This window comes from Capnocytophaga cynodegmi DSM 19736 (assembly GCF_000379185.1).
Lineage (GTDB): Bacteria > Bacteroidota > Bacteroidia > Flavobacteriales > Flavobacteriaceae > Capnocytophaga > Capnocytophaga cynodegmi.
Genome location: NZ_KB900712.1, coordinates 1 through 13185, shown reverse-complemented (window position 1 = coordinate 13185; position 13185 = coordinate 1). Strand labels below are relative to the sequence as shown.

The window sequence follows — 13185 nt, the reverse complement described above, 5'->3', positions numbered from 1 at the left end:
AAAAGGCTATCTAAAAGATAGCCTTTTTTGTTTTATAAGTTTTTGTTTATTAGTTCTTTAATTGAAGGATTAGAAGGTCTTGGAGCATCAGCATTGATGATATTTCCATTTTTGTCAATCAAAATAAAACGTGGAATAGATTTAATTCCATACGCATCAGAAAAAGCTCTTTCTGCTTCAGACTCAGCATACAGCTGAATTCCAGAAAGTTTTTGAGATGTTTGGTAATCAATCCATTTTTGTTTGTTTTGGTCGATTGAAATACTAACAAAAGCAACATCTTTACCGTGGTATTCTTTTTCAAGCTCCTGAAGAGCAGGAATTTCGTTCAAACAAGGAACACACCAAGTAGCCCAAACATCAATATAAACTACTTTTCCTTTTAGAGCTTCAAGAGAAGTTTTTCCTCCTGCAAAATTTTCAAAGCTAAAAGAAGGAGAAGTTTTTCCAGGAGCAATATTTTGGAAAAGAGAAATTCTTGCTTCAGCATCTTTTACTAAATCTTCTTTTTTTGCAAAATCTTTAATAACGTTCAAGATTTTTTCATTAAGTTCAGGAGAATTTCCTGCTGATAGTCCTTGTGATAAAAGTTCAGAAAGGTGACTTTTAATGTTTTCGGATTTCAAACCACGAACATAATCAACCATATTACTCCAATTTGGGTTTTCTAAGCCAAGTTTTGAGTAGAAATTATCTGTTAACAATCTTGAATATGCAGAATAAAGTTCAAAATCTTCAGCATTGTCGTAATCTACCTTTGCAACTTCTTGTTCAAATTCAGCAGGATTTGTTACTTTATTTCCTGTCAAATTTTCGTGAATTCGAGAATAAACAGATTTTAAATGCAAATCAAAATATTCGATAGATTTTTTTTCTGTTGAAACAAAATTATTTGATAATCCTTTTTGATTATTTAATAGGCTGGAATACTTATCTTTGACTTCTGCTAAAGAAGGTTTAAATTCTTCAACGTTTTTTGAGAACAACTTAGAAAATTCTGTTTGAATTTCCTCATCAAGTTTTGCTTTTTCCCGTAAGTAAACACTCGCAATGGTATCTTTTCCTGAAAGTTTAACATTGGCTGGCATTTGCGAAAGGTCAACTTCAATGTTCAGTCTGTCACCTTGCTCCAAATATAGAGGAACATAAAATCCAGCATCATTGAAAATTGTGTAATAGTTTGATTTGCTGAGAGTATCAGTAAAACTACCATCAGGATTAACTTTTAAATCCTTTTCGATGCTTCCTCCCATTAAGTGAAAATTACCTCCATTATGGTTTTTGATTTTCCCAGAGATAATGATGTTACTTTCTTTTTTTTCACAAGCAACAAAACTCATTGCCGCAAGCGATAGAATAAATAATTTCTTCATAAAAACGATATATTGTATCTAAATTTCAGGCGAAGATACGATAATTTTTTGTTATAATATGGAAAGAGTTACGGATTTTATAAAAATAATTTATTAACAAATTGTTTATAAGAGATTGAAGATAATTAGTTTTTCAGTTCATCTCTCAATAAAAAGGTACCAATTGCACAATTTAAACATTGTTTGTGTTGACAATAATTTTTGTATTGCTGTAATATAACTTGAGTGTCAAATGCTGATTCTGAGAGTTTTCCTAACTTTTCGAATTTTTCAATAATAACATTTTTTTCTGGAGAAATACTATGTAAACTTTTTGCTAATATTGGAGTAATATCTTTATTTAATGATTTGTAATATAGGTACTTAATAGGAATGATTGTATTTATCCAAATTAGCTCTATTAGTGAGTTAGAAATCTTCTTCTTAGTTTTTGGAGAAGTTTTGCCAAAAGTGTAATGATTTTCCCAAAATTTGGAAGTGGTAATCGAGAAAATCTCTCGTAAATCTTTTATTTCTTGAATTTCAATGATTTTTGAGAATAAATTTTCTGTTTTTTCGTATAATTGTGCTAGTTGTGAAAGTCTGATGGTAGGAAATCCTTGAGGTCTTAATCTTGAGAAATATACGTTTGTTACTAAAGAATTTAAGTTGTACTTATTTTTTAGATATTGATATTCTTTGTGTAAACCTTTGTAATAAAAATCTTCATAATTTTCTGATAATAAGTTAGCCTGACCAAAAAATAATGCCTCCAAATGTAGAGGAATATTTCTTTCCTTTCGAATGATTGAAAAATCAATTGTTTTTCCCATTTCAAGAAAAATTTCTCCATTTACAGTTCCTCCAAAATTTTTCAGAAGCATCAAAAAAAGTACTTTTTCCCAATCCGATTTGGTTTGTTTAAGGAGACTTTCAACATAATCCGATTTTTGTTTTAGACGTTCTTTAAACAGAAAATTGTTCCAAGAGGAAGAAACCATATTTTCTGCCTTTGAATAATATTTTTCACAACTAATGAAGTTATGTTTCGAAAATAGAAGTTTTTTATAAGAATTCAGAATTTCTGTATCAACTTGATTTTTAAGCTCTAAAGTTGGAATTATTTGTTGATTGTTGTTAAAGACTTCCACATCGTGTTCCCAAACCACGTGTAAAATTACATTGTTGTAGGCTTTATTTTGTTCGTGACGATGAGCATACCAATGTGATGATTTTAAGTGTATTTCTACATTTCCAGCCCATAATTGTTCTCCAATTTTTAGCTGTGCATTGAAAAAATCAGGACCCGAAAGAAGATTATGTTCACCAATTGATTGAATAAATAGGGTTTCTCCTGAAGTAAGAATAGAATTTTGCTGGATTTTTCCGTATTTCCAAAGATATTGCAAGAAATCTTCTTTCATAAAAAACGCTAATTCAGGTCTCTTTCGATTATACTGATGAGTTCTTCATCAGTTTTAAAACTAACAAAATTACCATTTTTGATATATGAGATTTTTCCAGTTTCTTCCGAAACCACGATAGCACTTGCGTCCGTTTTTTCCGAAATTGAAGTTGCTGCTCGATGTCGTAATCCATAATGTTTGGGAAGTCTGTTTTCTCCAGCAACGGGCAAAATTACACGTGTTGCCACGATGTAATTGCCACTAATTACGATTGCTCCGTCGTGTAAAGGGCTGTTTTTGAAGAAAATACTCTCAATGATAGGTTCTGAAACTTGTATGTTAACATCATCACCAGTTTCCTTTACAAAATTTAGTGGAATGTTTCTTTCCAGTACAATTAACGCTCCTGTGTTTGTGGAACCCAATTTTTTACAAACGGAAATTAGTTTCCTTACATCTAAATTTGATTTGTTTTTAGCAGCTTTTAAGGATTGGAAAACTTTAAAGAATTTATTTCGGGCTGCGATGTTTGTAGAACCAATAGTAAGTAAAAATTTTCGTATTTCTTCCTGAAAAACAACAATCAGAGCAAAGACACCCACGCCAATAAACTGCCCTAAAATACTACTAAGTAGCTGCATTTGTAAGGCTTCAGTAATTTTCCAAATGAGGTAAATGATTACAATTCCCAGAAAAATATTAACAGCAACCGTACCACGAGCCAATTTGTAAACGTAGTAAAGCAACAATGCAACCAGAAGAATATCAATTACATCTACTATAGTAAAATTTAGAATATCAAATATTTTCAAAGGATTTATTTTTTAATGATGATTATATTTTTGAAAAAGATGCCTTCATCTTGAATTTTCTGTAAAAATACAATAAAATTTTGAAAAGAAATATCTCCGTTCAACGAAATGCTATCAGGAAAATTCATTTTTTTATTTTTGATATTTTCCGAAAAATCTTTTAAATCTTTTTCTTTCAGTATGTTATTTGTGTTTTGTTTTTCTTCTGATAATGAAAAATTTGTTTTGGTGAATTCAAGAAATTTCAGTTTTTTATCTCCCATATCAGCCACTGAGAAAAAATTTCGAGAATTAGGATTCTTATGAATGTTAGGAGCATCTTTTTTTTCTTGTAACTCAACGATGTTTTTTCCTGCTTCAATAAGAGATAAACGTCTATCAATATTGAAAACCCAATGTGTTGAAGTAATTAAATTATTTTTGTTCAAATCCGCTTTTTGTGTAGTTTCATCAAAAAAGATGTAAATTACAGAATAATCGTTGATTTCTGTCATAAGATTGCATTGATTAACTTGTGGTAGCCAAACATCTCGTTTGTTGCAAGAAATCAGTAGCAATACGAATATGGTAAGAGCAATTTTTTTCATTTGTTGAAAGTTTTATTAAAAATCTTGATGCATTCTTTGGCTTCTGTTACATCGTGTACTCGCAAAATGTTAGCTCCTTTCATTAAGGAAATTGTATTTACGATTGAAGTTGCGTTGAGTGCTTTATCTTGATTAATTTCCAGAAGGTTATATAACATTGATTTGCGAGAAATTCCAACTAAAATAGGAAGTTCCAAAGCCTTGAACAAGTTTAATTTCTGGAGTATCTCATAATTTTGGTCTAAAGTCTTGGAAAAACCAAATCCTGGGTCAATAATGATATCATTAATTCCAAAACCTTGAGCTTTAGCTTTGATTTTAGAAAAATAATAAATCATCTCAGTAATGATATTTGTGTAGTTCGTATGATTTTGCATCGTTTGAGGCGTTCCAATCATATGCATCGCTATGTAAGGCACTTGGAATTCTGCTATAACTTCAAACATTTGATTATCAAGATTTCCTCCGGAAATATCATTTATAATATAAGCTCCCTCAAGTAAAGACTGCCGAGCTACTTCACTACGAAACGTATCAACAGAAAGTCTGATTTTCGGAAAAGTTTTAGTAATTGATTTCACAATGGGAATTACTCGCGTTAGTTCCTCTTCAACTGATACTTCCTTCGCATTGGGACGTGAGCTATATCCCCCAATATCAATAAAATCAGCTCCTTGTGATAGCATTTCTTCTACCCGATTTAATACATCGGTTTGAGTAACCCGACTATTTTCAAAAAAAGAATCAGGAGTTATGTTAAGAATTCCCATCACTTTGGGAGTTTTTAGTGAAACTAATTCTCCATTACAATTAATGTACATTTCTGTAAAAATCAAAAAAATTAACAATCTGCAATATTCACAGCTACAGCCAAGCCTCCTTCTGAGGTTTCTTTGTATTTGGAATTCATATCTTTAGCTGTTTCCCACATAGTGTTTATTACTTTATCAAGAGGCACTTTTGCATTTTTTGGGTCGGTTTCAATTGCCAATTCAGCGGCATTGATGGCTTTGATAGCTCCCATTGCATTTCGCTCAATACAAGGAACTTGTACCAATCCGCCAATAGGGTCGCAGGTAAGTCCTAAATGATGTTCCATAGCGATTTCGGCAGCGATAAGTACTTGCTCGGGCGAACCTCCCATAAGCTCACATAGCCCTGCTGCAGCCATTGCTGAAGATACACCAATTTCAGCTTGACATCCTCCCATCGCAGCAGAAATTGTAGCCCCTTTTTTGAACAAGCTTCCAATTTCACCCGCAACCAGTAAAAATCGTTTTATATCTTCTTGTGTAGCATTGTGATTTTCAATAACTAAATAATACAAAAGCACAGCAGGAATTACACCTGCACTTCCGTTAGTTGGTGCTGTAACCACACGTCCTAATGAAGCGTTTACTTCATTGACAGCCAGTGAAAAGCAGTTTACCCATTTTAGAATCTCACGGAATTTGATTTCTGTTTTTTTGATGGAAATTAGCCAACTTTCGGGATTGTTATACGTAACTACACCGATTAAGTTTTTGTGAATATCGTAAGCTCGTCGTCGAACGTTTAGCCCTCCTGGAAGCACCCCTTCGGTATGGCAACCAATATATGTGCATTCGAGCATTGTATGCCAAATACGGAGCAGTTCACTATCAATTTCTTCCTCTGAACGTAATGATTTTTCGTTCTCATAGACGATTTCGGATATTTTTTTACCTTCTTTATGGCAATAATTTAGTAATTCTGTTGCTTTCTCAATTGGAAAAGGGAATTTTTTTGTTTGTGGAGATGTTTTTGGAAGTGTTTTTTCATCTTCTTTGACAATAAATCCTCCTCCAATAGAATAAAAAGTAGAATTATATTCAAAATCATCTCCCCAAGCTGTAAAAGTAATGCCATTGGCGTGGAAGGGTAAGAAATTTCGATTAAAAACAATATCTTCTGTTGGGTTGAATTTTATAATAAACTCGTTGCCTAAACAAATTTCTTGATTTTTGTTTATAGCCGTTATAATTACGTCCAAACTTTCAATAGGAACGTACTCAGGGTCAGCACCACTAAGCCCAAACATTACTGCCAAATCCGTTGCGTGTCCTTTTCCTGTTAGGGAAAGGGAGCCATACAAATCGACACGTACTTTTTGGGTTTTAGTAAGTAATCCTTCAGATTTTAGCTCTTTAAGAAAGGCTTCAGCAGCTCTCCAAGGACCTAATGTATGTGAACTTGAAGGACCTACACCTATTTTTAACATATCAAAAACGCTGATACATTCCATACAAATTAAAGTTTATTACGAAGAGGCAAATATAATGTTAAAATTGAAAAATGAAAAGCAAAAGAACATCAAATATTTTTATCTATTTTAAAACCAATAACCTACATTGAAAAACCAAATGGCTTTATTAATTTCAGGAGAATAGGTACATTTTAACTCGATAGGTCCCAAAATGCTATCAACGCTATAACCAATTCCGTAGCCAGAAAAATCAGGGTAGGATTTCCAGTTTAAACTATCGAAAAGATTATTATCCACTTTGGCAAAATTTGCGTGAAGTAGTATGTGGTGTTGTTTGAAGTGATTGATATCGAGTGTAATATCAGCTTTTAAGTAATTCTTTTCACCGAAACTTAAAAAATCATATCCGTAAAAAGGAATGTAATTACTGAAAGCATTTTTGTTATATCCTCCAAAAAAGAAATCTAAAGAATAAACATTCGTTCCTCCAAGAGTGAAGCCCCCTCCAAAATCCAAACGTGTTGATATCTTTGGAAATAGAGGAATTGCAAAACCTAATTCTGCTTTTCCCATTGAAAATTGATTGAAATTCTTATAGGCAGTTCCTAAAAGATAAAGATTGAAAACAGAATTAAAGTAAACACCTTTTGTTGGAAAAAAAGCATTGTTGTATGAATCATACTTTAGATAAGCATACGTGCTTCCAAAGTGCGAGTTTTCACGATAAGAAGGATTATTATTTACCTCTGAATGAAATATGTTTTCGGTGTCAATTTTGACTTTTCGGTGTTCTAATCCTAATCCAAAAACAAATCCATTGCCTAAAAGTGTCTGAAAATAAAGCTGATTAATCCAATCAATTGCATCAACATTTAGCTTATTAATGTTTGAAACTTCAATATCATAATTAGCTATTAATCTGGGATTTATTTTTCTGTTGAATTGACTAAGCCTTGACCGAATTCCATAACTGATGTAAAAACCTTTATCTACAAAATAATCAAATTGATAGCGGAAATTGTCTCCTAAAACTACATCTAACGACAGAAAATCATCGGTTTGCAGAGCATAATGCTTTGTGTAGTTGAACAAAAAGCCCGTTTTGAATAAATTGTCGTAATGCAATCCAAATTTCAAAAAGGTTCGTTCGGGATTTTCTTTTATAACAAAATCAATATGTTCACCTTCATATGTATGCCGAATTTGATGACTGATAGAATGAAAATTTCTGGTCGCCATTAAGTTAGATATTCCATCTTCAAGCTCATTGAAAGATATTTTTCTGTCAAGTTCCTTAAGGTGTAATTTTCCTCTCAAATAACTTCGTGAATAATGTTTATTTCTGTGAAAATGAATATCTTTTAAGTAAAAAGAATCTATTTTTTCAACTTTTTCTCTTGTATAATTTTCTTTCTTCTGAAGTGAAGCTATTTTTTTTAGTCTTTCCAGAAATTGTCTTCCAGCAACTTCTCCATTTTTGATGATTGTATTTCCTTTATCAAAAGAAACAACGTTGAATCCCAGTATGTTCGGTTTTATGTAGATGTCCGTTTTTTGTGATTTTTCGGTCATATCATTTACCATTGGGAAAGAACTAATTTGTGATAATATTCCAAAGACAGAAGCCAATTCTTCTTTCGTATAAAGAGGACTTTGTACGTCAACCCCTATGATTATGTCCATTCCTTTTGCTTTAACTTCTTCAATGGGATAATTGTTTACAATACCGCCATCTGTTAGGAAGTTTCCATCAATTTCTACCAAGTCAAATAACGAAGGAAAGGCACCACTTGCCATAATGGCTTTGGGTAGAAAACCGCCTTCCAATTGCATTGCTTTTCCTGTTTCTATGTTTGTAGCCATACACAGAAAGGGAATAGGTAACTTTGAAAAATCGTGAATATCGCTGACTGGATACAACAGTTTAACGAATTCGTTATATAAATTTTGCCCTTTTGAAACAGAACGAGGAAATCCTAATTTGAAATTATTGAAAGGAAGAGCAACAGCGTATCTGTCGTGTAAGTATCTCTCGTGTAAGGATTTTGCTCTGCGAGAAGTTTGGTCTTGTAGTAGTTTTTTGAAATCCAGCTGCTGAAATATGGAATCTAATTCTTGTGCTGAATATCCAGCAGAGTACATTGCTCCAACAATAGCTCCCATACTCGTCCCTCCAATGTAATCGATACGCACACCCGCTTCTTCCAAAACTTTCAGAACACCAATGTGAGCCAAACCTTTAGCACCACCACCGCTTAGAACAAGCCCAACTTTCAAGTCTTTTTCGGGTTTAACATCTTGTGATAAAGCAAAATTCCAAATGAAAAAAAGTAATATAAACAGAAGCTTTCTCATTTTTTTAAAGATTTGTGCGAATGTACAAAAAAATAGATGCAAAAACAAAATTTTTCAAAACGAAAGAAAGTATATAGGTTAGGAAAGAGCTCCGATTTATTGAATTATTATTCCTTTCTTAAAACCAAAAATTATGTATCAAGTTTTTATTGTAATAAAGAAGTGAAAAACATAAAACTTTGTGTTTTTGTATTTTCTCTTCTTTATCCGAAAAAATTTAACTTTTTTTTTTTGAAGAAAATAGTTAACTTTGCCTCGTGTGTGTCGTGATACCACTATTTTTATGTATGAAATTGACAATCAATAGAATAATAGCTTAAAATGAACGTTGTATTTATTGAAAAGATAAGCATATCTGACACTGTGTTTAAGGTAGATTACTCATTTAATTATTTTCATTCAGATTTGGTTGAAAAAGAGCGAAGTCGAATCCAAATTAAGGGTTTGTCTCCTTTACGTATTTAATGTTTTTTCAAGGTTTGCTTTAAGGAATAAATTTCCTTAAGAAAAGTTATTGAAAAACAATTATTTATTTTATTCTTCAAATTACATACTAAACTAATGAAAAACAAATACATAGACTTAATTGATCAAACTTATTATTTTCCACAAGAAGAATTCAGATTAGAAGGAGATGAGCTTCGCTTTCACGATATTGATTTGATGGAACTTGTTCGCCAATATGGTGCACCACTCAAATTTATGTATCTTCCCAGAATTTCTGAAAATATCCAACGAGCAAAACGCTGGTTTGAAAAAGCTATCAAAAAACACAGATACAAAGGGAATTACAATTATTGTTATTGTACTAAAAGCTCTCATTTCAAGCACGTTATGGTTGAAGCGTTGAAAAATGATATTCATTTGGAAACTTCATCGGCTTTTGATATAGATATTATCAATAATTTGATAAAAGAAGGACGAATTACAAAAGATAATTATATCATTTGCAATGGTTTCAAACGTAATGGTTATATTGATGGCATTGCAGATTTGGTAAATCGTGGGTTTGATAAGTGTATGCCAATTATTGATAACTACGAGGAAATCAATCTTTTTGATAAGAAAATTGAAGGACAATATAATATAGGTATTCGTATTGCATCGGAAGAAGACCCGCGTTCGGAGTTTTACACCAGCCGATTGGGAATTGGTTATAAAAACATCGTTCCTTTCTATAATAGAGAAATTAAAGATAATAAAAAAGTGACTCTTAAAATGTTACACTTTTTTATCAATACAGGAATAAAAGATAATGCTTACTATTGGAACGAGCTTTTGAAGTGTTTGAAAGTGTATATTCAGCTTAAAAAAGTTGCTCCTGAATTAGATAGTCTCAACATAGGAGGAGGTTTTCCGATAAAGAGTTCATTGGCGTTTGAATACGATTATGCCTATATGGTTGATGAAATTATCCGCCAAATAAAAATTGCTTGTGAGCAAGAAAAAGTGCCTGTACCTAACATTTTTACAGAATTTGGAAGTTTTACAGTAGGAGAAGCAGGTGGTGCTATTTATGAAATTATGTACCAAAAGCAACAAAACGACCGAGAAAAATGGAATATGATCAACTCATCTTTCATTACTACTTTACCTGATTCTTGGGCTATTAACAAGAGATTTGTTTTACTTCCTATAAATCGCTGGTATGATGAGTATGAGCGAGTATTGCTTGGTGGACTGACCTGTGATGGCGATGATTATTATAATAGTGAGCAGAATATGAACGCTATTTACTTGCCTAAATATAATAAGAACAAGCCTTTGTATATTGGTTTCTTCAATACAGGAGCTTATCAGGATACTATTGGAGGCGTGGGAGGATTGCAACACTGCCTAATTCCGCAACCAAAAATTATTTTGATTGATAAAGATGAAGAAGGAAAAATAAATACGCATCTGTTTATGGAACAGCAAAAAGTAGAAGAAATGCTGAAAATATTAGGATACCAATAAAAGTACATAAAATAAAAAAGTGGAAGATTATTCTTCCACTTTTTTATTTTTAAATGTATTTTATACTAAAAATTTGTAGTAATATTAAGTGTCAGCCCAGCTGCTTCTGGTACGATACGACAGATTCCACCCACGCACAAAATGCCACCGCGTTGTCTTCCGTAACTTAAAGCTACACGAGTGGTTTTGTAAGAGAACGAAGTACCAACATTGTAATAATGGATTCTTTTGTCCTTTTCGCCGTTACCATAATTGTACAAATCACTCACGAAAAACGACCACCGTGCATTAGGAATATATTCTAATGTGTTGCCTATCCAATTTTTCAAATCTTCGTTAGCCCATTGATGTTGCATTTCTAACCGAACGGATTGTGTGTCAGATAAAAAATACATTCCTTCCGCAGAAATCGTATGTGCTTTTACAATGTATGGCTTTTGAACAATAGGTAAACTACTATAATATTGATTCAAATACGAAAAAACAGTCGTAAAGTTATCTGTAAATGATTTTCGATATTCTATGGCAAGGTCGTGATAATATTTCTCTCCCACACCAATAAGCGGAGTATTCAGTTCTATTTCTTCTATTTCTACACCATATTTGTCCTTACGAGTAGTTGTTTTTATGTCGTTTTTAAGTCCCGCCCAATACGAACCATTTATAGCAAAACTAGCTCCTGTTGCTCCACCTAAGAAAGACCCTGCTTCGGCTTCATAAAATAGGTCGAATTGTCCTCCAATTTCTCCTTGTTTTTTAGGAAAACCATCGTAAACAATCTGTGGTTGAGCTTGATATACATATATATTTTGTAAACTATGTTCGTACTGCTTAGTCAGGGCTGGTATGTAGTTGATTACACCATAATTGTAGATGTTATCAGCGATATTTCGTTGTGAGAAAAATCTGAAATTCTCCAAACGACGAAGGTTTATATTAAAAGCTATGTTATCATTATTGTTATATCCCATATTGATTAACAAGGCATTACCTGGTCGATTGACTTTAGGAAAGAATTGCTCCTGTTCAAAATGAATGTCTTTGGTTTTGTACAAGTATTCTCCACTGAAATTGAATTTTTCTCCGCTGTAATCGGTTCGAAAACCAAAAACAGAAGTGTTTTTTTTAGACAGAGGCTGTTCTTTGGTAATGTCTTCATTTCGCATTGTGAATGAACCTCCAATTTTGAGTGTATAATCTTCTTTTTTAAGTAGTTGACTAATGTCTAATTCGGCATCGCTTCCTAAAACAAATCCTTTGGAAAAGTCAAATCCCATACCGATACGTTGTCTTCCCCCAAGAACTTTCAACTGAAAAATGTCCTGTAAATTCCATTTGATTCGTCCGCCAAAAAGAGCGTTATTGATGCCCAAAGCACGGTCTTCCCACAAACGAAGAGCCAAACCACTGCCAAATTGCTCATAAAAATGCCCAACTGTAATGTCGATACCTTTTTGCGTATTGTTATAACGGGCGAAAGCTGTACCAATATGATAATCTTTTAGTTGCGGATTGTATTGCAATAATGCTTTTGGTGCGTACGACTCGCCCTGTATTCCAAATTCAAAATTTTTGACGCGATAGTCAATTTTCAGATAATTATTAGAACGGAATCGATGTTTGGCTTCCTCAGTATCTAATTTTATTTTGTTGTCATCAATGTAACATTGTGAGTTCGATTCAAAACCGACGCGAAGTTGTGAAAAACCTACTGCCGAAATCAAACAAACTCCTGAAGTTAGTAAAAATTTACGCATAGTTTATTTGGATAAAGATTGTAATTTCTTGTAGATTTCAGTCTCAATACCAGGCGTATAACCCGAGTGTACATATACCACTTTGCCTTTGTGTAAGATAAGTGTGTAAGGAATATTGGCAACATTCAAGGCCCTTTTCAGCTCGTGGTTATCGTCCATAAGAATGGTGTATTGCCAACCCGCTCCTTTTACTTGCGATTTTACTCGGTTTTTGGTTTTGGCATCGTCTGTGGAAACGGCGATTAGTTCCGTACCGAACTCGTCCTGCCATTGTTTGTAGTGTTTACTGAATGTTTTTAGTTCTTTGATGCACGGAGCACACCACGTAGCCCAAAAGCTAACAATGATAGGATTTTCTTTAGAATTGTAATCGGAAAGGTTTACTGCTTTGCCTTGTAAATCTTTCAGTTGTACGTTGGGTAGTGACGCTTGTGCGAAACAAAAAGTGCTAAAAAGCACGACTGTGAGTGTAGTTAAAAATTTCATTATTTATAATTATTGTAAAAAAGGTTCGTTATTTTGAAAAAGTTGTGCAAAGATAAAAGTAAAAATTGAAAAAGGTTACATTTTTTATATTTTTTTAACTACCTTTGCCCCGCATTTAAATATTATATACAATGAAGAAAATTTTTACATTTAGCTTGATTGCCATTTTGGCATCTTTTTTTGTGATTTCTTGTAGTAAATCTGATGATTCTTTGGGTGAGACAGAAAGAAGAGGAGAATCTACTGAGCA

The 13185-nt window shown here is 32.8% G+C and carries 10 protein-coding genes; 1 reads left to right on the top strand and 9 read right to left on the bottom strand.

The genetic code is table 11. The annotated features are described in order from the left end of the window. Window positions 1-32 precede the first annotated feature (32 nt). From YW9_RS0104675 to YW9_RS0104645, 7 genes are all read right to left on the bottom strand, one after another. Entirely contained in the window at window positions 33-1373 is a 1341-nt protein-coding gene (locus YW9_RS0104675) for a TlpA family protein disulfide reductase (RefSeq protein ID WP_026193818.1), read from the bottom strand. Window positions 1374-1498: 125 nt separating this feature from the next. Beyond that, window positions 1499-2776 carry a DUF2851 family protein gene (locus YW9_RS0104670; protein WP_018279030.1) on the bottom strand — a complete coding sequence of 426 codons (1278 nt, stop codon included), beginning with the start codon at window positions 2774-2776 and terminating at the stop codon, window positions 1499-1501. An 8-nt stretch (window positions 2777-2784) separates the two neighbouring features. Next, window positions 2785-3570 carry a diadenylate cyclase gene (locus YW9_RS0104665; RefSeq protein ID WP_018279029.1) on the bottom strand — a complete coding sequence of 262 codons (786 nt, stop codon included), beginning with the start codon at window positions 3568-3570 and terminating at the stop codon, window positions 2785-2787. Window positions 3571-3575: 5 nt separating this feature from the next. After that, window positions 3576-4157: a hypothetical protein gene (locus tag YW9_RS13045; RefSeq protein ID WP_018279028.1), complete on the bottom strand. Its 582-nt coding sequence runs from the start codon at window positions 4155-4157 to the stop codon at window positions 3576-3578. After that, window positions 4154-4978, bottom strand: a complete 825-nt coding sequence (folP, locus tag YW9_RS0104655) for a dihydropteroate synthase (RefSeq protein ID WP_026193817.1) — start codon at window positions 4976-4978, stop codon at window positions 4154-4156. The genes YW9_RS13045 and folP overlap by 4 nt, the downstream gene beginning before the upstream one ends. A 20-nt stretch (window positions 4979-4998) precedes the next feature. Then, window positions 4999-6420, bottom strand: coding sequence for an L-serine ammonia-lyase (locus tag YW9_RS0104650; RefSeq protein ID WP_018279026.1), 1422 nt, complete (start codon window positions 6418-6420; stop codon window positions 4999-5001). Window positions 6421-6507: 87 nt separating this feature from the next. Then, complete coding sequence (locus tag YW9_RS0104645; protein ID WP_018279025.1) at window positions 6508-8736, bottom strand: patatin-like phospholipase family protein; 2229 nt, start codon at window positions 8734-8736, stop codon at window positions 6508-6510. A gap of 561 nt (window positions 8737-9297) precedes the next feature. Here YW9_RS0104645 and YW9_RS0104635 point away from each other — a divergent pair. Next, entirely contained in the window at window positions 9298-10692 is a 1395-nt protein-coding gene (locus YW9_RS0104635; protein ID WP_018279023.1) for a type III PLP-dependent enzyme domain-containing protein, read from the top strand. A gap of 65 nt (window positions 10693-10757) precedes the next feature. Here the strand turns inward: YW9_RS0104635 and YW9_RS0104630 are convergent, their stop codons facing one another. Together YW9_RS0104630 and YW9_RS0104625 are read right to left on the bottom strand one after the other, a co-directional pair. Beyond that, window positions 10758-12449 (bottom strand): DUF6029 family protein, encoded by a 1692-nt coding sequence (locus tag YW9_RS0104630; RefSeq protein WP_018279022.1) that lies wholly within the window; start codon window positions 12447-12449, stop codon window positions 10758-10760. Window positions 12450-12452: 3 nt separating this feature from the next. After that, window positions 12453-12935 carry a TlpA family protein disulfide reductase gene (locus YW9_RS0104625; RefSeq protein WP_018279021.1) on the bottom strand — a complete coding sequence of 161 codons (483 nt, stop codon included), beginning with the start codon at window positions 12933-12935 and terminating at the stop codon, window positions 12453-12455. Window positions 12936-13185 lie beyond the last annotated feature (250 nt).

What these genes read in the sequence shown, in the direction of transcription:
- YW9_RS0104675 (WP_026193818.1), bottom strand. Translation starts at nt 1,373, where the DNA reads ATGAAGAAATTATTTATTCTATCGCTTGCGGCAATGAGTTTTGTTGCT.
- YW9_RS0104670 (WP_018279030.1), bottom strand. Translation starts at nt 2,776, where the DNA reads ATGAAAGAAGATTTCTTGCAATATCTTTGGAAATACGGAAAAATCCAG.
- YW9_RS13045 (WP_018279028.1), bottom strand. Translation starts at nt 4,157, where the DNA reads ATGAAAAAAATTGCTCTTACCATATTCGTATTGCTACTGATTTCTTGC.
- folP (WP_026193817.1), bottom strand. Translation starts at nt 4,978, where the DNA reads ATGTACATTAATTGTAATGGAGAATTAGTTTCACTAAAAACTCCCAAA.
- YW9_RS0104650 (WP_018279026.1), bottom strand. Translation starts at nt 6,420, where the DNA reads ATGGAATGTATCAGCGTTTTTGATATGTTAAAAATAGGTGTAGGTCCT.
- YW9_RS0104645 (WP_018279025.1), bottom strand. Translation starts at nt 8,736, where the DNA reads ATGAGAAAGCTTCTGTTTATATTACTTTTTTTCATTTGGAATTTTGCT.
- YW9_RS0104635 (WP_018279023.1), top strand. Translation starts at nt 9,298, where the DNA reads ATGAAAAACAAATACATAGACTTAATTGATCAAACTTATTATTTTCCA.
- YW9_RS0104630 (WP_018279022.1), bottom strand. Translation starts at nt 12,449, where the DNA reads ATGCGTAAATTTTTACTAACTTCAGGAGTTTGTTTGATTTCGGCAGTA.
- YW9_RS0104625 (WP_018279021.1), bottom strand. Translation starts at nt 12,935, where the DNA reads ATGAAATTTTTAACTACACTCACAGTCGTGCTTTTTAGCACTTTTTGT.